At 66.8% G+C, this 18,969-nt stretch carries 18 protein-coding genes; 10 read left to right on the top strand and 8 right to left on the bottom strand.

Going from position 1 to position 18,969, the window contains the following annotated elements:
- The first annotated feature begins 224 nt into the window (after nt 1–224).
- Entirely contained in the window at nt 225–2,159 is a 1,935-nt protein-coding gene (locus ACTIEF_RS01000; RefSeq protein WP_439470320.1) for an ATP-dependent nuclease, read from the top strand.
- Nucleotides 2,156–3,826, top strand: coding sequence for a UvrD-helicase domain-containing protein (locus ACTIEF_RS00995; RefSeq protein ID WP_439470319.1), 1,671 nt, complete (start codon nt 2,156–2,158; stop codon nt 3,824–3,826). Before ACTIEF_RS01000 ends, ACTIEF_RS00995 begins: the two co-directional genes overlap by 4 nt.
- A 222-nt stretch (nt 3,827–4,048) precedes the next feature.
- Here the strand turns inward: ACTIEF_RS00995 and groL are convergent, their stop codons facing one another.
- From groL to ACTIEF_RS00980, 3 genes are all read right to left on the bottom strand, one after another.
- Nucleotides 4,049–5,695: a chaperonin GroEL gene (gene groL / locus ACTIEF_RS00990; RefSeq protein WP_439470318.1), complete on the bottom strand. Its 1,647-nt coding sequence runs from the start codon at nt 5,693–5,695 to the stop codon at nt 4,049–4,051.
- Between the two features lie 57 nt (nt 5,696–5,752).
- The gene (groES, locus tag ACTIEF_RS00985; protein ID WP_439470317.1) at nt 5,753–6,040 is read right to left on the bottom strand and encodes a co-chaperone GroES; all 288 of its coding nucleotides are present in this window, start codon (nt 6,038–6,040) and stop codon (nt 5,753–5,755) included.
- 165 nt (nt 6,041–6,205) lie between these two features.
- Entirely contained in the window at nt 6,206–7,621 is a 1,416-nt protein-coding gene (locus ACTIEF_RS00980) for a tetratricopeptide repeat protein (protein ID WP_439470316.1), read from the bottom strand.
- Between the two features lie 179 nt (nt 7,622–7,800).
- Here ACTIEF_RS00980 and ACTIEF_RS00975 point away from each other — a divergent pair, with 179 nt between their 5' ends.
- The 3 genes from ACTIEF_RS00975 to ACTIEF_RS00965 all read left to right on the top strand — a co-directional run bounded on the left by ACTIEF_RS00975 (nt 7,801) and on the right by ACTIEF_RS00965 (nt 9,222).
- A complete protein-coding gene (locus ACTIEF_RS00975; protein ID WP_439470315.1) occupies nt 7,801–8,214 on the top strand; it encodes a hypothetical protein in 414 nt (137 codons plus the stop codon).
- A 172-nt stretch (nt 8,215–8,386) separates the two neighbouring features.
- Entirely contained in the window at nt 8,387–8,710 is a 324-nt protein-coding gene (locus ACTIEF_RS00970) for a PadR family transcriptional regulator (RefSeq protein ID WP_439470314.1), read from the top strand.
- Nucleotides 8,707–9,222: a hypothetical protein gene (locus tag ACTIEF_RS00965; RefSeq protein ID WP_439470313.1), complete on the top strand. Its 516-nt coding sequence runs from the start codon at nt 8,707–8,709 to the stop codon at nt 9,220–9,222. The genes ACTIEF_RS00970 and ACTIEF_RS00965 overlap by 4 nt, the downstream gene beginning before the upstream one ends.
- Nucleotides 9,223–9,234: 12 nt before the next feature.
- Here ACTIEF_RS00965 and pgi read toward each other — a convergent pair whose 3' ends face one another.
- Entirely contained in the window at nt 9,235–10,860 is a 1,626-nt protein-coding gene (gene pgi, locus ACTIEF_RS00960) for a glucose-6-phosphate isomerase (RefSeq protein WP_439470312.1), read from the bottom strand.
- Nucleotides 10,861–10,984: 124 nt separating this feature from the next.
- Between pgi and ACTIEF_RS00955 the strand changes: the two genes are divergently transcribed.
- Nucleotides 10,985–11,461 (top strand): hypothetical protein, encoded by a 477-nt coding sequence (locus ACTIEF_RS00955; protein WP_439470311.1) that lies wholly within the window; start codon nt 10,985–10,987, stop codon nt 11,459–11,461.
- Between the two features lie 32 nt (nt 11,462–11,493).
- Here ACTIEF_RS00955 and ACTIEF_RS00950 read toward each other — a convergent pair whose 3' ends face one another.
- The 4 genes from ACTIEF_RS00950 to ACTIEF_RS00935 all read right to left on the bottom strand — a co-directional run bounded on the left by ACTIEF_RS00950 (nt 11,494) and on the right by ACTIEF_RS00935 (nt 15,328).
- A complete protein-coding gene (locus ACTIEF_RS00950; RefSeq protein WP_439470310.1) occupies nt 11,494–12,165 on the bottom strand; it encodes a thioredoxin family protein in 672 nt (223 codons plus the stop codon).
- Between the two features lie 19 nt (nt 12,166–12,184).
- Entirely contained in the window at nt 12,185–14,332 is a 2,148-nt protein-coding gene (locus ACTIEF_RS00945; RefSeq protein WP_439470309.1) for a protein-disulfide reductase DsbD family protein, read from the bottom strand.
- Between the two features lie 82 nt (nt 14,333–14,414).
- The gene (locus ACTIEF_RS00940; RefSeq protein WP_439470308.1) at nt 14,415–14,870 is read right to left on the bottom strand and encodes an OmpA family protein; all 456 of its coding nucleotides are present in this window, start codon (nt 14,868–14,870) and stop codon (nt 14,415–14,417) included.
- A 101-nt stretch (nt 14,871–14,971) separates the two neighbouring features.
- Nucleotides 14,972–15,328, bottom strand: coding sequence for a YMGG-like glycine zipper-containing protein (locus tag ACTIEF_RS00935; RefSeq protein WP_439470307.1), 357 nt, complete (start codon nt 15,326–15,328; stop codon nt 14,972–14,974).
- 145 nt (nt 15,329–15,473) lie between these two features.
- Between ACTIEF_RS00935 and ACTIEF_RS00930 the strand changes: the two genes are divergently transcribed.
- From ACTIEF_RS00930 to ACTIEF_RS00915, 4 genes are read left to right on the top strand one after another with little or no spacing between them, the layout of a single operon-like run.
- Nucleotides 15,474–15,815: a hypothetical protein gene (locus tag ACTIEF_RS00930; RefSeq protein ID WP_439470306.1), complete on the top strand. Its 342-nt coding sequence runs from the start codon at nt 15,474–15,476 to the stop codon at nt 15,813–15,815.
- 58 nt (nt 15,816–15,873) lie between these two features.
- Entirely contained in the window at nt 15,874–16,845 is a 972-nt protein-coding gene (locus tag ACTIEF_RS00925; protein WP_439470305.1) for a diacylglycerol/lipid kinase family protein, read from the top strand.
- The gene (locus ACTIEF_RS00920) at nt 16,845–17,696 is read left to right on the top strand and encodes a metallophosphoesterase family protein (RefSeq protein ID WP_439470304.1); all 852 of its coding nucleotides are present in this window, start codon (nt 16,845–16,847) and stop codon (nt 17,694–17,696) included. Before ACTIEF_RS00925 ends, ACTIEF_RS00920 begins: the two co-directional genes overlap by 1 nt.
- 38 nt (nt 17,697–17,734) lie before the next feature.
- Nucleotides 17,735–18,958, top strand: a complete 1,224-nt coding sequence (locus ACTIEF_RS00915) for an NAD(P)/FAD-dependent oxidoreductase (protein WP_439470303.1) — start codon at nt 17,735–17,737, stop codon at nt 18,956–18,958.
- Nucleotides 18,959–18,969: the final 11 nt, after the last annotated feature.

The following is an 18,969-nucleotide window of genomic DNA, read 5'->3' as shown; positions in this document are numbered from 1 at the left end:
TTCTTAAGCTCATGCGTGTCCTTGAGGCGCACCGAAGCCAGTGGCCACACCTGGTCCCGCTCGACCTTGGTGTGCTGGCAGAGGGCGGACGATAACCTTGAGAGCCAGACGTGGAGTCTCGGGAGCAGAGAATCCCACATTTTACTATGCGGGATTCTAGGTCATACACGACGCAACTGCCGCGTGCGATCGGGAGCGCGGTACACCTACGAGGGGGGCGGCGAGTGAAGCTTGTTCAGCTGCGACTGTGCAATTTCAGGTGCTTCGGTCCGGAGCCGGTCGGCATCGATTTCGACGACACAACATTCGTGCTCGGTCCTAACGGTGCAGGCAAAACGACTGTTCTTCTCGCTTTGGTGCGGATGTTCGGACTTGATCCCGCTCAGAGGAAGGTGAGGGCTTCGGATTTCCATGTCGCCTTTGATGAGGTCGATACGCCCCCAGAGCGGAGCCTGTGGCTTGAAGCCGATTTTGAGTTTCCAGAGCTAAGCGCGGATCTGCAGAGTGGAGAACAACTCGCCGCGGTGCCCACCCATTTCGCCCACATGCGGATGGAGACCGACGATGAGACCGTTAGGGTGCGTTTCCGGCTCGATGCGAAGATTGACCAAGACGGCGATATTGAGGAGGCGTTCAATTCGGTCATCAGGGTCGAGGCGAACGGCAAACCGGTAGAGCTAAGTCGCGTCTCAAAACATGATCGCAACGCTGTGCAGGTTCACTACCTCCCGGCCCGCCGCAACCCCGGAGACCATATTTCCTACTCGACCAACGCACTATTGGGTCGAGCATTGCGCGCTGCGAATTGGAGTGTCGAGCGGGAGGCCATCGAGCAATTCGCCCAAGAGATTTCAAGCGCACTAAGCAGCAACGCAGCCGTTAAAGAAGTTAGTAGGGAAGTCGCGAAAGCGTGGTTGGACCTGCATAAGGGGAAATACTACGCCGACCCCTCGCTTTCGTTCGGCCACAGCGCGATGGAAACGCTTCTGCGGCACCTGACACTCGGCTTCACGCCCGGGCATGAGGCGCCAAACGTTGATTTCTCGAGGCTAAGCGATGGCCAGCAATCGCTTCTCTACATCGGCCTTGTGCTTGCGGTTCGTGAGATCGGTGAGCGAGCGATCACCGGCGAACTAAAAGCTTTCGATGTCGCCAAGCTCCGACCACCGCTCTTCACCTTGTTGGCCGTCGAGGAACCTGAAAACAGTCTTTCGCCGCATTATCTGGGACGAGTGGCCCGTACCCTAACCGCACTAGGCAAAGGCCGCGATGCTCAAAGCGTCATAGCCACACATGCACCATCTCTCCTTCGGCGGGTTGACCCCGAAGCGATCCGCTATCTACGCCTTAACGCCCAACGCTGTACGACGGTGGCGACCATCGCTTTGCCCGACGAGGCAGAGGCCGAGAAATACGTGCGCCAAGCGGTGCGTGCGTTTCCTGAACTCTATTTCGCACGGCTTGTAATCTTGGGAGAGGGCGACACCGAGGAGGTGGTCCTTCCGCGATTGCTCAGCGCCAAAGGAGTCCTCGCCGACGATGCCTCGGTTTCGGTGGTGCCGCTTGGCGGACGACACGTGAATCATTTCTGGCGGCTCCTGAACGGGTTGGGAATACCGCACGTCACCCTTTTGGACCTCGACCTTGGCCGCCATCAAGGGGGATGGGGGCGCGTAAAAACTGCCCTCCAGCAGTTACTCAATCACGGCGACCCCATCGGTTTGGACCAAGCCATGATCAATGGAGTTCCCGTATGGAACGGTACCAAACACTTGCTCGCGTCAACGGACGGCTGGCTCCCATGGTTAGAGCAACAGGGCGTGTTTTTCTCGACCCCATTGGACCTAGATTTCGTGATGGTCGAAGCCTTTCCCGATGCGTACGGGGTTATCGACATAATCGACCTCGACCCCCCCGACGCGCAGACGGCCGTTGCCGTGTTGGGCAAATCGCACGGCGATTTTGCCGCTCAGTACACGAAAGAGCAGCAGGAGCTGTTTGGCTTCTACCATCGAAGCTTCAAACTTGGCAGCAAACCTAGCCAGCACGTTAAGGCGCTCTCGAAGCTTAGCGACGCCGACCTGATTGCGCATATGCCGCTTGTGCTCAACCGCATGATCGCCGAGATCGAGACCAAACTTGAGGCGCTCCCCGAATGATCACGGTTGATCGATGGTCACCGTCAGACGGGCTTTCTTTAGAGCCCAATGCGCTGCGCGCCGCCCAAGAGATACAACGGAATCTCGCCCTGACCGCAGGCCCTGGTGCTGGCAAGACTGAAATGCTGGCCCAGCGGGCAGATTTTTTGCTTCGCTCAGGTGTGTGCCCCTATCCACGCCGCATTCTCGCGATTTCGTTCAAGGTTGATGCTGCACAAAACCTGAAAGCCCGCGTGCGGCGACGGTGCGGATCGGATCTCGCCGCGCGTCTTGACAGCGTCACCTTTCACGCCTTCGGCAAACGGCTGATTGACCGCTTCCGGCCCGCTCTGAAAGGCGCTGATGCACTGAACCCCGACTACGCTGTTGGCTCGGCGCGCATCCAACATCAGTCCATCATGTTCAGCGACATGGTGCCTTTGGCTCAAACAATCATCTCGAATAACCGGGTCGCTCGAAACGCAGTGCGTCAAACTTACAGTCACGTGTTCCTCGACGAATTCCAAGACTGCACGACCGATCAGTATGCCTTGGTCAAAGAATGCTTTTTGGGATCCCTTGCGGTTCTGACGGCAGTTGGTGACACCAAACAGAGCATCATGGGCTGGGCCGGTGCGTTAGAAGGCGTGTTCGAAACCTTCGCCAAAGATTTCGATGCCGTTCCTCTGAACCTTTATCAGAACTTCCGTTCAGAGCCGCGCCTACGGCGCATGCAAAACGCCATGGTGAAGTTTATGGATGCGCCAGCCGCCTTGGCGGACGATGCGATCGTTGGAGATGCTGGCGAGGTTCGTATCCTGGCTTTGGATGACGAAGCGGCGGAGGCCGCCGCCTTAGTCGACCTCATTCGTGAGCTCGTTGACACGCAATCCGTTCCTTTGTCGGAGATCGCCGTTCTCTACAGTCGCGAACAGAAGTTCTTTTCTCAAAGCCTGACCATCGCGTTTAATAAGGCAGGCATCCCGTACCGTGAGGAGGACGTTGCGCAGGATCTTGCCTCTGAACCCATCGCCAAACTGATCATAGACTTCTTGCTCGTTCTCACGAGCGACAGCCAAGCATCCGTGCACCGCCGCCTCCTCGACCAGGTAATGATCGACGAAGGCCAAAATGACGAACGGGACTATCGAAGACGTCTGGTCTGGAATCAGACGGTCCAAGCGCTACGGGCGCGCGTCCTCGCCAAGCAGATCGATCTGACGAACACGACCGACCTAAAGACGGTGGTTTCTGCACTCATGCAGACCGTTGGGCGCGCCGAGGTAGTGGCCATGTCGGCAGACTATGCGCACGGTAACCGGTTGGACCAACTGATCGATGACACGATTATCCGGGCTGGCACGTTGATTGGTCGGGGCGCTGATCCTGCCCAAGCGCTCGCTGCCTTCGGCGGAGATGACGCTGTGCGCATCATGTCCATGCACAAGAGTAAGGGCCTTGAATTTGAAGCCGTAATCCTGCCGGGTATCGAGGCGCAAACCTTCTGGGGAAAACCGGCCGCAGAGCGCTCGGTCTTCTTCGTCGGCATCTCCCGCGCAAAGCGGCTGTTGGTTCTCACGCGGTGCGACCGGCGTTCCCGTCCCGTAGGTTTTGCCAGCAATCGACCTTGGACGACAAGTCGGACTCCGCACGCGGAATTCTTGGCCTATGCGGACGCGGCGAAATGAATTGCGAAGTACACGAAGCGACCGAGCCAGAATTCCCTCTCGGTTAAGCGGGCTAAGGTCGGAGGGCGTTCCTTGGCAAGCAGAGGCGTTTCCCACGCCGCCAAAAAAGGCGCCCCGGTCTCCCGGGGCGCCTTCTTCGTTCTCAGCCTGTAACGACCGAGCGTTCCGGACCCCGGCCTTCGCCGGGGCGTCCCGAGGCGGGCTGGGCCCGCCTCGATCCGCTTAGAAGTCCATGCCGCCCATGCCGCCCATGCCGCCGCCCATGTCGGGGGCTGCGCCGCCCGACTTCTTGGGGGCGTCGGCGACGGCGGCTTCCGTCGTGATCAGGATGCCGGCCACGGAGGCGGCGTCCTGCAGGGCGGTGCGGACGACCTTGGCGGGGTCGATGACGCCCATCTTGACCAGGTCGCCGTACTCTTCGGTCTGGGCGTTGAAGCCGAACGAAGCGTCCGTGGACTCCAGCACCTTGCCGACGACGATCGAACCCTCGACGCCCGCGTTCTCCGAGATCTGACGGATCGGAGCCTGCAGGGCGCGACGGATGATGGCGATGCCGGCGTTCTGGTCGGCGTTGTCGCCCTTCAGGTCGGCCAGGATCTTGGAGGCCTTGAGCAGGGCGATGCCGCCGCCCGGGACGATGCCTTCGTCAGCCGCGGCGCGGGTGGCGTTCAGGGCGTCGTCGACGCGGTCCTTCTTCTCCTTGACCTCGACCTCGGTCGAGCCGCCGACGCGCAGGACGGCGACGCCGCCGGCCAGCTTGGCCAGACGTTCCTGCAGCTTCTCCTTGTCGTAGTCCGAGGTCGTGGCTTCGATCTGGGCCTTGATCTGGCCGATGCGGGCCTCGATCGCGTCCTTCTCGCCGACGCCTTCCACGATGGTGGTGTCGTCCTTGGTGATGGTGATCTTCTTGGAACGGCCCAGCATGTCGAGGGTGACGTTCTCAAGCTTGATGCCGAGGTCTTCCGAGATGACCTGGCCGCCGGTCAGGACGGCGATGTCCTCCAGCATGGCCTTGCGGCGGTCGCCGAAGCCCGGAGCCTTGACGGCGGCGACGCGCAGGCCGCCACGCAGCTTGTTGACGACCAGGGTGGCCAGGGCCTCGCCCTCGATGTCCTCGGCGATGATCACCAGCGGACGGCCCGACTGGACCACGGCTTCCAGGATCGGGAGCATGGTCTGCAGGCTGGTCAGCTTCTTCTCGTGGAGCAGGATGAGCGGCTCCTCGAGCTGGGCCTCCATCTTGTCCGCGTTGGTGATGAAGTAGGGGCTCAGGTAGCCGCGGTCGAACTGCATGCCCTCGACGATGTCGACGGTGGTTTCGGCGGTCTTGGCTTCCTCGACGGTGATGACGCCGTCGTTGCCGACCTTGGCCATGGCTTCGGCGATCAGGCCGCCGACTTCAGCGTCGCCGTTGGCCGAGATGGTGCCGACCTGGGCGATTTCCGAGTTGTTCGAAACGGGCTTGGAGCTGGCCTTGACCTCGGCCAGGACGGCGGTGACCGCCTTGTCGATGCCGCGCTTCAGGTCCATCGGGTTCATGCCCGCGGCGACGGCCTTGAGGCCTTCCTGCACGATGGCCTGGGCCAGGACGGTGGCGGTGGTGGTGCCGTCGCCCGCCTTGTCGTTCGTCTTGGACGCGACTTCGCGGATCATCTGGGCGCCCATGTTCTCGAAGGCGTCCTCCAGCTCGATTTCCTTGGCGACCGAAACGCCGTCCTTGGTCGAGCGCGGGGCGCCGAACGACTTCTGGATCACGACATTGCGGCCCTTCGGCCCCAGCGTGACCTTCACGGCGTTGGCCAGGACGTTGACGCCCCGGAGCATTTTGTCACGGGCATCCGTGTTGAATTGTACGATCTTGGCGGCCATTGGCGGCTGCTCCTGTCTGGTATGAATTTCTGGAGTTAGGCGATCAGACGCGGGTGCTTAGGACAGCACGCCCAACACGTCGGATTCCTTCATGATGATCAGGTCTTCACCGTCGATCTTGATCTCGGTGCCCGACCATTTGCCGAACAGGATGCGGTCGCCGGCTTTCAGTTCCAGGGCCTGGACGACGCCGCTGTCGTCACGGACGCCGGCGCCGACGGCGATGACTTCGCCTTCCTGCGGCTTTTCCTTGGCGGTGTCGGGGATGATGATCCCGCCCTTGGTCTTGGATTCTTCTTCCACGCGCTTCACGAGCACGCGATCGCCGAGCGGACGAAACGCCATTGAATGTCTCCTCTGAACCCCCTGAGCGGGGCGTTTCTGAAACGATGAGCGGCCCTGCCGCCCGCCGCCGCTTTGGCAGCCGACGGGCGAGAGTGCTAACGCGAGCGGCAGGTAGGCGGCAGGGTCCCGACCGTCAAGCGGTGCGTCGACAGATTTCGCCAGGTTTCAATCCGTAGCGGCGGCCAGGGTCCAGGCGGCTTCGACCTGTCGGGCGAACAGAGGGCGGGCGCCGCGCACGCGGGTGCGCCAGTCGCGGCCCCGGGCCTGCTGGCCCAGCAGGTCGCCCAGCCCGCCGCGCACCAGCACCAGCGCTTCGTCTGACCGCGCCCGGTGGATCAGGAAGCCCGCGTACTGTTCGGTTCCGGTCAGGGCGGTGGCGTGGGCGGGGGGCAGGCGGTCGGCGGCGATGGTCCGGGCGCGGCGGTACAGGCCCTCCGCCTCCTCGCCCCGGCCCAGCCGGTCCAGCACGGCGGCGTAGCCCATAAGGGTCTCCAGCAGGTCCGGGCTGTCCGGCCCCACGCCCGCCTCATAGGTCGCCAGCCCCTCGCGGAACGGCGTCTCGGCCTCGGTCCAGCGGCCCTGATCGGACAGGGCGAAGCCCAGATTGGCCCGGGCGTTGCCTGTGAACGGGTGATCCGGCCCGACGATATCCAGCGCCAGCTCCAGCGCCCGGCGGAAGGGGGCCTCTGCCCTGTCACCCTGCTTCGTCACATGGAGGAACCAGCCGTAGTTGGTCAGGCACTGGGCCAGCAGGACAGGATCATTGGCCCCCTCGGCGATGGTGACGGCCCGCACATAGAGCGGCTCGGCCTGATGCGCCCGCCCGGTGCGACGCAGGGAGTTGCCGAGGTTGGACAGCACGATGGCGACATGGAAGTCGTCCGGCCCGTACAGCACCTCATACATGCCCAGCACCTGCCGATAGAGCGGGTCGGCCTCGGCATGGCGACCCTGGGCGGTCAGGGCGTTGGCGACGAGGTTCAGGCTGTCGGCGGTCTTCTCATGCACCTCGCCCAGCTGGGCGCGACGGATCGTCAGGCTCTCGCGGGCCGAGGCCTCGGCCTCCTCATTGCGGCCCAGCAGGTCGAAGACCCGCGCCCGGTCATAGATCAGCGTCGCCCGCTCCAGCGGGTCGGAGGACGCCTCGTCCAGCAGCGACAGGGCCCGCTCGATATCGGCCAGGGCCCCCGGATAGTCGCCGTTCTCCAGCTTCAGCCGCGCCTGCACCGCCAGCGGATGGGCCACCGCCTTGGAGTCACGGCCCAACCGGGTCTCGAGCGTTTCGATGGCGGCCTTCAGCGCCACCGCCGCGCCGTCGGCGTCATTGGCGCCGTAGCGTTCGATGCCCAGCGCGACCAAGGCGTCGGCGGCCGCCTGCGGATCGGTTTCGCGCCGCAGGATGGCCTGAATGGGATCGACCTCGGTGGCGGCGGACAGGCGCACGTCATCGATCGGCGGCGGAGGAGGCGGGGGCGGCGGCGGAGGGGCGGTCGGGCGCGGCGGCGGTTCCTGCACCACGGGCGGAGTCTGGGCGAACGCCTGCGTCGCCGCCAGCGTCAGCGCCGCCCCAACAATCGCCATCCCCCACAGCCGTTTCACCCACGTCTCCCCGGTTTCTCCGGCATCAGCCGACATTACAGCGATTTATGCAAGGTGAACCGAACCTGAACGGTCCCCTCCCGGCCTGTTCAGGCTGGCCCCGTCATAACCGTCCTCACACCCCGGCGAAGAGCGCCGGACCGTTCTGAAAGGACCCGACCATGAAGACGCTTTCGAAAATCGCTTTCGCCACGCCGGCCCTGGTCGGCGCCCTGACCCTGATGGCCGCAGCCCCGGCGCAGGCCCAGAGCCGCGACCGTGACAACACCGGTCGAAACGCCGTGGTCGGCGCCGTCGTCGGCGGTCTGGCCGGCGCCCTGATCGGCAATGGCGACGGCACCTATATCGCCGGTGGCGCCCTGGCCGGCGCCGCGGTCGGCGCCGCCTCCAGCAATCGTGGCGACGACTGCGGCTACTACCGCGGCGGTCAGTGCTACCGGAACCAGGGCCACTGGGAACGCGAGCATGGCATCAACAGCCGCGACCCGCGCTGGGAACAACGCCGCGACTATCGCGAATGGCGTCGTGACCGCCGCGATGACCGTCGCGACTACCGCTACGACCGTCGCTGGTAATCAGCTGCGCTTCCGTTCGGTCGCTTGAGTTCAGGCCGGACGCGTGGGCGAGGAAGGCGGTTCCCAGGAAGCGGGGACCGCCTTTTTCTTGGGCGTGCTGGGTGTTCCGATCCTCGGCTTTTGACCCCGATCTCGATATGATTTATATTTCCTACGTTGTAGGAGATATGAAATGCCGAGAGACCAGCTAGGCGTTTTTGAGGAAGAGCTACTGAGGGCCCTGCTTCGAACTTCTAATGAAAATTATGCGCTAACGATTGCCCGCACAATTGAGGCCCAGACTGGCCGCCGTGCACCCAGTTTAGGTGCTGTCTACACCGCACTAGACCGTATGACCGACAAGGGACTCGTCACTTCAGGTTGGAGCGAGCCGGATAACAAGCGGGGGGGGCGCCGTAAGCGCATCTATCAGATTACTGCTCATGGTGCTTCCGTCTTGCAGGCTCAAGGAATTTTGGCCCCGAGCCATCAGAGCTGGCAAGGAGCACCGGCATGAGCACGGGTGAGGCCCCGGACGATCGTTTCCAGCGTTTCGTCGCCATCCACTGGCGGATTCATCATCAATGGAAGTCGCGTCCGGAAGGTACCCTAGGGGTGGGCTTGGCGGTGAAAAGCTTCAGCATGGCGTATTTGGTTATTGCCATAGGGTCCGCGATTCTTGGGATCGGAAAGCTGAAGCTCTTGATCGGAAGATTCAGGATTGTGCTGCTTCGGCGCCGTATAGCTTCGCTGGAAGCGAAGCTAAGGCGCGATCCCTATACCGCTCCTCGGGTTGGGCAGGCACTTGTGTGCTTCTTTACACCAGCAAAGCATCGCGAAACGGCCGTTCTCGAAATGCAGATCGGGTATGAATACAACGTTGATCGCATCGGGCTCTCTGCAGCTCGGCTCGCCTATTGGTGGGAGCTCATGCGCAACACTTACGCCTTCTGCGGAGGAACCAAGCTAGCGATAGGCGCAAGCGCGTTAGCTGTGACAGCGACGTCTCTCAGATTGCTGATCGGATAGCCAGCTTCACTCCTACACCATCAACCGCTTCATCAGCTCCGCCGTTGACGGGTCCAGCCCGGCGGACGGCTCGCCCGCCTCGACGTCCTTCAGGATGGCCCTGGCCAGCACCTTGCCCAGTTCGACGCCCCACTGGTCGAAGCTGTTGATGTCCCAGATCACGCCCTCGACGAAGGTCTTGTGTTCATAGAGGGCCAGCAGGGCGCCGACGGCTTCGGGGCTGAGGGCGTCCATCAGGATCGTCGAGGACGGGCGGTCGCCGGGGAAGGTCTTGTGCGGGGCCAGACGGTCGGCCTCGGCCTCATCGGCGCCCGCCGCGATCAGCTCGGCCCGCGCTTCCTTTTCGGTCTTGCCGACCATCAGGGCCTGCGCCTGCGCCAGCGCATTGGACCACAGGGGGGCGTCGCCCTCGCGGGCGTCCATGGCGGTCTCGGAGGTGTGGCCGACGACCACGAACTCGGCCGGAACCACCATCGGGCCCTGATGGATCTGCTGGAAGAAGGCGTGCTGACCGTTGGTGCCGGGCTCGCCGAAGACGACCGGGCCGGTCGAGGTGTCGACGGGGGCGCCGTCCCGCTTCACCCGCTTGCCGTTCGACTCCATCTCCAGCTGCTGCAGGAAGGCGGGCAGGCGGCGCAGGCCGTGGGCATAGGGGGCGACGGTGCGGGCGTGGCGATCCAGCCCCTCGACGTTGAAGATCTGCGCCAGCGCCAGCAGCACCGGGGCGTTCTTCTCCAGATCCGCCTGGGCGAAATGCTCGTCCATGGCGCGGGCGCCGTCCAGCACGCGCTCGAACACGTCCCAGCCCAGGGCGACGGCGACCGACAGGGACACCGCCGACCACAGCGAGTAACGACCGCCGACCCAGTCGCGGAAGCCGAAGGTGCGGCCACAGCCCCAGTCCTTCGCCTTCTCCGGCGCGGCGGTGACGCCGATCAGGTGGCGCACCATCCGGCGCGGCGACAGGCTCTCGGCCAGCCAGGCCTTGGCCAGCTCGGCATTGGCCAGGGTCTCCTGCGTGGTGAAGGTCTTGGACACGACCACGACCAGCGTCGTTTCCGGGTCCAGGCCGGCCAGGGCCTCGGCCATGTCGCGCGGGTCGATATTGGCGACGAAGCGCAGGTCGATGGTCGGCTCCAGCGGCTTCAGCGCATCCCACAGCAGGCGCGGGCCCAGGTCCGACCCGCCGATGCCGATGTGCACGATGGCGGTGAAGGGCTGTTTGGTGCCGCCCGTCTCGGCGCCCGAGCGAATGTCGGTGGCGAAGGCGGCCATGGCGTCGCGGGTCTCCTTGACCTCCTTCGACACGGCCTCGCCCAAGGCGTGGAAATCGGCGTCGTCGGCGGCGCGCAGGGCGGGGTGGAGGACCGCGCGGCCCTCGGTGTTGTTGACCGCCTCGCCGCCGAACAGGGCCGCCCGGCGACCCTCGACGTCACAGGCGCGGGCCAGATCCAGCGCGGCCTCGAAGCCTTCGGCGCTCCACGCCTGTTTCGACAGGTCCAGATACAGGCCCGCGGCATCCACACTCATCCGGTCCATCCGGCCCGGATCGGTGGCGAAGTGATGGACGATACGCGCGCCCGCATCCTTGCGCGCCACGGCGCGGAGCAGGTCCAGGGCTTGTTTGCGAGCGGTCATCTGCAGTCTCGAAGCGGGCGCGGCGTGGGGAGGGGTAAACCCTCGTTTACGGGTCGGGCGTAAGTCGGTTCAACGTCGAATCGGTGATTCGGCAAAACAATTGAGGTTGCCTGAGGAGGCTTTCATGTCCTGCGGCGTCGCCCTGGCTCTCTCCCTGCTCCTGACGGACCCGAATGTCGCCCTCGCGGCGGAACAGCCCCCGGCCCCCGCGGGCGCGCCGGTCTCGGTGGCGAGCGAGCCCCTGTTCGCCGACATCGTCACCCGCTCGGGCGATCTGCGCGGCGTGGTGCAGGGCTGGCTGGACGCCGGGATGGCCGACCAGCCCAACTTCCTGACCGGCGAGGCCTTCACCGGCTTCAAGGTCCGCGCCGCCCAACTGGCCGCGCTGGACATGCAGGGCCACCTGATCCTCAAGGAACGCGGCACCGACGGCGACCTGAAATGCATCCTGCGCGGCATCTCGGAAGACATGCCGAAAAAGGTCGAAGCCGTGGAAGCCGCCGCCAGCCCGGCCGAGCGCCGGGTGGCGCTGGACGAACTCCACTATCTGCTGAACGACAACGTCGAAGTCATCACGGCGCCGCCGCAGCCGGAAGTGTAGTCCCTCTCCCGCCGGGAGAGGGAGGAGTGCACCTACGCCTCCCCCGCGTACTTCACCGAACACCCGTAAGGCGTCGCAAACGTCGTCCGGACCGGCTTGCCGGACATCACGTCGTCCAGCGCCGCGCGGACGAAATTGGTGGCGCCCTGCAGGTCGGCGACGTCATTGGTCGGCTTGTCGTCGATGCCGCCGACGAAGACCAGACGGCCCTCGCGGTCGATGACGCGCATGTCGGGCGTGGTCCTGGCGCCGTACAGCTTGCCGACCTGACCGGTGGGATCCAGCAGCAGGTGGGTCGAGTGGGCGCCCATGCGGGTCTGCCAGTTGCGGGCGCTGTCGCCCTCGACATAGCCCTGTGTGCCGGGGGCCGAGGAGATGACGCTCAGCCAGACCACGCCGTCCTCGCCCGCCTCACGCTGCAGGGCCTGCATGGCCCCGGAATAGTGCTTCTTCACATAGGGGCAGCCTTCATTGGTCCACTCCAGCACCACGATCTTCCCACGGAAGTCGGCCAGCGAACGCGACGTCCCTTGGGCGTCGACCAGGATGAAGGCCGGGGCGGCCTGACCGGCCATCGGCATGGCGCCCGGCGCGGTCGCCGGGGGGGAGGCGGGCGCCCGGGCCTTCTCGGCGGGGGCGGCGGCCTGTTGCTGGCAGGCGGCGAGGGTCAGGGCGGCGAGGGCGATGGTCAGTGAACGGATCATGGCGATCTCCTTCGGGCGATCAGGGCTTCAGGGCCTCGATGACGACGCCTTCGGTCAGCAGTTGCGGCAAGACCTCGGGCTCGGCCTGCCCGGGGCGGTACAGCAGGTACAGGGGAACGCCCGAGCGGCCGTGGCGCTGCAGTTCGGCGGTGATCGCGTCATCACGCCGCGTCCAGTCGCCGACCAGATAGACGGCGTTCGACTGTTCAATCGCCCGTTTCACGCCGGGGGCGGTCAGGGAGGTGCGCTCGTTGATCTTGCAGGTTACGCACCAGTCGGCGGTGAAGTTGACCAGCACCGGACGGCCCTGCGCCAGCGCGCCCTGAACCGCCTGCGCCGACCAGGGCGAGGCGGTGGGACCGGCGGCTTCGGCTTCTCCTGAACGCGCCTCGACCGGCGCGCGCGCGGCCAGGGTCAGGGCGCCGCCCGCCAGCACCAGCAGCACCGCGCCCGCCGTCGTGTGGATCACACCCCGGCGGCCCAGTGTCCGCTGCGCCTGACCCGCGCCGACCAGCCACAGGCCCGCCGCCGCCGCCAGACCGGCCACGAACAGCAGGCCCAGCCCCTCGGCTCCGGTCTGGTTGCTGAACACCCAGGCCAGCCACAGGGCGGCGCCGTACATCGGGAAGGCCAGCAGGCTCTTCAGCCGGTCCATCCAGGCGCCCGGACGGGGCAGTTTCGACAGCAGGCGCGGGCTCAGGCTGACGGCGACATAGGGCAGGGCCAGGCCCAGCCCCAGCATCAGAAAAACCGCCAGCGCCATCGGCCAGGGCATCAGCAGGGCCGCGCCCAGGGCGAAGGCCATGAAGGGGGCGGTGCAGGGGGCGGCCACGATCACGGCCAGCGCCCCGGTGAAGAAGGCGCCCACGCCGCCGGGCAGGCGCGACAGCGGTCCCGAGCCCGCGCCCTGCAGGCCCGCGCCGACATGGAAGACGCCAGACAGGTTCAGCGCCACCGCCAGCATCAGCAGGGCCAGACCGGCGGTGACCGGCGGCGACTGCAGCTGGAAGCCCCAGCCCACCGCCTCGCCCGCCGCCCTCAGCCCCAGCAGGGCGACGGCCAGCAGCAGGAAGGTGACCAGAACCCCCGCGAGGAAGGCCAGCCCGTCGATCCGCGACCGGCGCGCGTCATGGGCCGAGGCGGCCAGCGCGGCGGCCTTCATCGCCAGAATGGGGAAGACGCAGGGCATCAGGTTCAGGATCAGCCCGCCCAGCAGGGCGAAGGCCATGGCCTGGGCGAAAACCATCCAGTCGCCCGCAGGGGCCTCGACCGCCGGGGCCGCGTCGGGCAGGGCGTCCAGCTCGCCCAAGCCGGTGGCGCCGGGCAGGACCGCGCCCGGCTCGGCGGTGATCTCGTATGCGCCCTTTGAGGTGGCCAGTACGCCCGTCACCGGGCCGGTCAGGTCGCCGGACAGCACCTTGCCGCCCGCGGTCAGCACCAGCGTCAGGCCGTTCGGTCCCCACGACCCGGTCTGGGCGGCGGCGTGGTCGACCGTCCCGCTCTCATAGGGGAAGAAATAGCTGGGGCCGGGGTCCTGTCCGGCCAGAGGACCGCCGGTGGCGGTCAGGGTCAGGACGCCGTTGTCCAGTGTGGCGCGGGCGGTGATCCCGGCGGGGCGGGGCGCCTGTTCCAGGATGCGGGCGATGGCCTCGCCATGGGCCGGATCATGTGGCGCCGCGCCCTCGCGGATCGGCAGGTCCAGCTTCAGGGTCAGCTCGTCCGGCACGCACATTTCGGCGCTGCAGACCAGGAACAGGGCCTTGACCGTCAGCGGCAGGAACGAGCCCGGCTTCGCCCAGGCGGGCACCTCAACGGGGACGGGCAGATAGACCTTGCCCTCATAGCCGTAGTTGACCAGCCCCTGCAGCCGCTGCCGCTCGGGCAGGGGCCAGACGATCTCGCCCGCGCGGACGCCGGTGGGCAGGGTCCAGGTCAGGGTCGTCGCGCCGCCGCTGTCGCCCGGATTGCGCCAGTAGGTGTGCCAGCCGGGCTGGATGTCCTGACGGATCGCCACCACGGCGGTCCCGCCCGGCACGGCCCAGCGGGTCATGGAGACCAGTTCGGCCTCGATCCGCTCGCTGCGTTGCGGGCCGGCTTGAGCCAGCGCCAGGCCGGGGGCCGCCAGCAGGCCGAGCAGGATCAGGATACGGAACAGAAGGCGGCGCACGCGATGGTCTCTCGCTGGGGAGGCGGGACCTTAGCCGCTCGCCCCCCTCTCCGTCACCGTCCGCTGATCGCGTCAGGTCGCCTCAGCGACGCGGAGCGGCGTCCACGACCACCTCGGTGCGGCGGCGCATGGGCTCGCTCGTCCCGGCGGCCGTGACCGCTCCGGCGTCCCCGACCGCGCCCAGCTCGAACGCCGGGGTCGGCCATCCGGCGGCGACCAGGGCCTCGGCGACCGCCACGGCGCGGCGCTCCGAAAGGTTCAGGTTGGACTCCACCCCGCCCGTGGCCGAGGCCAGGCCGGTGACCCGCACCCGACGAATGTCGCAGCCCTGCAACTGGGTCGCGGTCAGGCCGATGGCCTGCAGCGCCGGCGTCGTCAGCCGCGCCTCATTCTCAGCGAAATAAACTTCGAACCGCTTCGGCGCGCAGGACGAGGTCTCGGCGACCAGCGCGCTCCTGTCCCGCATCCCCGGTGTCCAGCCGCACCCGGCCACCGCCGCCGCGCCCAGCGCGATCATGATCAGCCGCGTCTTGTTCATGTGATCCCCTCTCCCCCGCCCAGCCCCGGGCGGCGCATGAAAAGGGGCGGCCCGTCACCGACGAACCGCCCCTTGAACTTCAGGCTTCCAGCCCGCGCGTCCTAGTAGCGGCGCTGACCGTTTTCCCAGTAACACTCGTCCTGACGACCGTCGTAGCAATAGTAGTACCGGCCCTGGTTGTCGGTGTAGCGACGCTGGTTCGCGCGGTCCTGCGAGGAGCCGCGGATCGCGCCGGCGGCGCCGCCGACGACTGCGCCGATGGCCGCGCCGGTGCCCGCGTTGCCGTTTCCGACATTGTTGCCGATGATGGCGCCGGCGACAGCGCCGATACCCGCACCGATAGCGCCCTGACGGACCGTTTCGTTCGGGCCGCCGTAGCCGTCGCTGGCGCAGGCCGAAGCCATCAGCCCCGCAGCCGCAATCGCGATGATCGCCTTCTTCATGGTGAGTTCCTTCATCCCTCGGGTTCGCCCCGTGGGGGAGAACGCTGGATAAGCTGTACGGTTCCCCGGCCTATATTCAAGATTAAGCCTGTATTAGGCTTGTTCCTGGCGGCGCGGAGGGCGTCTGCCGGGGTTTCCAGGTGCAGACGGGGGTTTTCGTATGCGTTTTTCTGAACCGGTCCGTATGGCGGACGATGGCGATCACAGCCCGGTGTGGGCGCGTAGCAAGCGCCGTCGCGGCTCCAACCCCGTGGTGGGCGTGATCGTGACCCTGCTGGCGGTGTTCGGGGTCCTGACGGCCGTTCTGGGCGTCAAGGAGCGTTCGCTGGCAGAAGGTGGCGCGATCATGGATGGCTGGATCTCCAGCCTGGTGGCAACGGTCAAGGGCGAGGCCCCAAAGGTCGCGGACGAAGCCGTCGACGCCGCCGGCGCCGCCGCGGACAAGGCCGGCGACGCCGCTCAGGCCGGAGCGGCCGCCGCCACGGACGAACTGAAGAGATAAGCCGCCAGGCGACGCGCGCGTCGCCGGAACATCCCGGGTCGCGGGGCGTTCGGGCGGAATGAGCGACCCAACGGCTACGGTTTCCGATCAGACGTCCGCGTCCAGCGATGCGGTGGTCGAAACGCGTCCGCTGACGCCGCATCTGGCGCTGTCGCGCGTGCTTATGCTGGTCAATCCGCTGTCCGGCAGCGTGGGGCCGCGCGCAGCCGGAGAGGCGGAGGCCATTCTGTCGGAATACGACTGCGAAGCCTCGGTGGTGTCGCTGGAGGGCGGGCAGTTCGATGAGCAGATCCAGGCCGCGCTGGACGCGAAGCCGGATGTCCTGTTCGTCCTGGCTGGAGACGGCACCGCGGGGACCATCGCCTCGCGCGCCGGGCCGGACGGGCCGCTGGTCGCGCCGCTGCCGGGCGGGACCATGAATATGCTGCCTCGCGCCCTGTACGGCACCGCCGACTGGAAGCTGGCCCTGCGTCGGGCGCTGGAAGAGGGCGCGCCGCAGGACGTGGCGGGCGGTGAGGTGACCGACGGCGAGGTGACCCAGTCCTTCTATTGCGCCGCCATCATGGGCTCTCCGGCCCTGTGGGCGCCCGCGCGCGAGGCGATGCGGACCGGCAAGGTGAAACTGGCCTGGCTACACGCCCGGCGGGCCCTGAAGCGGGCTTTCAGCGGGCGGCTGCGGTTCTCGCTGGACGGTCGCAAGGAACGACGCGCCGAGGCGCTGGTTCTGATCAGCCCAATGATCTCGCGCGCCATGGAAGAAAACACGGGGCTGGAGGCCGCCGCCATGAACCCCAGCGACGCCATGGAGGCCTTCCGGCTGGCGGCGCATGCGGTGATGGACGACTGGCGCCATGACCCCGCCGTCAGCACCCGCGCCACCCAGAAGGTGGCCGTTCGCGCCCGGTCGCGTATTCCGGCGGTGATCGATGGGGAACCGATCCAGCTTCGCCACGAGGCCAGCGTCCGCTTCATCCGGAAGGCCTTCAAGGCGCTGGCGCCGATCCCGCCCGCGGCGGAGGACGCCGTCTAGTGGGGCGTATTCTCCAGTTCTCGGACATCCATTTCGGCTGTGAGCACAAGCGGGCCTGCGCCGCGGCGCTGGACTACGCCCACGGCAATCCCGCCGATCTGATCCTGATCACCGGCGACATCACCCAGCAGGGCTTTCCCGATGAGTTCGCGGCGGCGGGCGAGTGGATCCGGCGCATGCCCGATCCGCGCTTCGTCATCGTGGGCAACCACGACGTTCCCTACTGGAGCCTGACCGCGCGCCTGTTCCGTCCGTGGAAGGCGTTCGAGCAGGCGACCGGCCACCCGGCCCATGATCACCAGTTCCTGAGCCCGAACCTGATGGTGCGCGGCGTCGTGACGGCGCGCGGATGGCAGGCGCGCCCCAACTGGTCCAAGGGGGTGATCGACCTGGCCCAGACGCGCAAGGCCGCTGAGGCCCTGCGTCAGGCGCCGGTCGGCGCGCTCAGGGTGTTGGCCTGTCACCATCCGCTGGTCGAGATGATCGGCACGCCGATGACCGGCGATGTGAAGCGGGGCGACGAGGCGGCGCTGATCTTCGCCGAGGCGGGGGTCGACATCATCACCACGGGCCACGTCCATGTGCCCTTCGCCCTGCCGATCAATCTGGGCGACCACTGCTCCTATGCGATCGGCTGCGGGACCCTGTCGCATCGCGAGCGGGGCGTTCCGGCGGGCTTCAACCAGATTGACTGGGACAAGCACGAGATCACGGTCAGCGCCATGAACTGGACCGGTGAGCGGTTCGAGGTCGGGCAGGTCTGGCGGCTGCCGCGCCGTCAGGACACCCGCAAGGCCGACACCGCGCCCGATCCCAACGTCCCCGGTGAACGCGAGGCCGCAGCGGTCTGAGGTTGCGCCGCCGCGCGAACCGCGCTTGAGGTCCACCGATGAAGACCGTCCATGTGATCGGGGCAGGCCCCGCGGGCCTTATGGCCGCCGAAAGGCTGGCGACCGCGGGCGTCCGCGTTGTGATGCACGAGGCCATGCCCTCAGTGGCGCGCAAATTCCTGATGGCGGGGCGCGGCGGGCTGAACCTGACCCATTCTGAGCCGCTGGACGGCTTTCTGGGCCGTTATCACGAGGCCGCGCCGGTGGTGGCGGGCTGGCTGGAGCGGTTCTCGCCGACCCGCCTGATCGGCTGGGTCGAGGGGCTGGGGCAGGCGACCTTCACGGGCTCCTCGGGCCGGGTCTTCCCCAGGGCGATGAAGGCGTCTCCCCTGCTGCGCGCCTGGCTGGGCCGGTTGTCCGACCTGGGCGTCGAGGTGCGGACCCGGTCGCGCTGGATCGGCCGCCGCGACGGCGGCTGGGTCTTCACAGGGCCGGAAGGCGAGACGGTCGAGCAGGCCGACGCCTTGGTCCTGGCACTGGGCGGCGCCAGCTGGCCGCGTCTGGGCTCGGACGGCGGCTGGGCGAGCGAGCTTCGGGCGGCGGGTGTGGAGGTCATGGACTTCCGACCGTCCAATGTCGGTTTCGATGTGGCCTGGAGCGAGGTCCTGATCGAACGCTTCGCCGGTCAGCCGCTGAAGACGGTTGGGCTCAGTCATGCCGGGCAGAGCGTTCGTGGCGAGGTGATGCTGAGCCGCTACGGGCTGGAAGGCGGCGCGATCTACGCCCTGTCGGCGGGCCTGCGCGACGCCATCGCGCGGAACGGCGCGGTCGAGCTGGTGGTGGATCTGCGTCCGGACCTGTCAGTCGAGGCGCTGGCGGCCCGGCTGGCCAAGCCGCGGGGCAAGGACAGCGTCAGCAACTGGCTGCGCAAGGCGGGCGGCCTGTCCCCGGCGGCGGTGGGCGTAATGCGGGAAATTCCTGGTCCGGTGCCCGAGGGGGCGGACAAGCTGGCGCGACGGATCAAGGCGGTGCGCCTGACCCTGACCGGGGTGCAGGGGCTGGAGCGCGCCATCTCCTCGGCGGGCGGGGTGCGGCTGGATCAGGTCACGGACGGGCTGATGCTGAAGGCTATGCCGGGCGTCTTTGTCGCGGGCGAGATGCTGGATTGGGAGGCGCCCACCGGCGGCTATCTACTACAGGCCAGCTTCGCCTCTGGCGTGGTGGCGGCGGACGGCGTGATGGACTGGCTGGGCGTCGCGGGGCAGGGTGCCGCTTCGTCCTGACCGCCCGGAGT

This window comes from Brevundimonas sp., assembly GCF_051858995.1.
GTDB lineage: Bacteria > Pseudomonadota > Alphaproteobacteria > Caulobacterales > Caulobacteraceae > Brevundimonas.
This window is presented reverse-complemented; position numbering and strand designations above follow the sequence as displayed.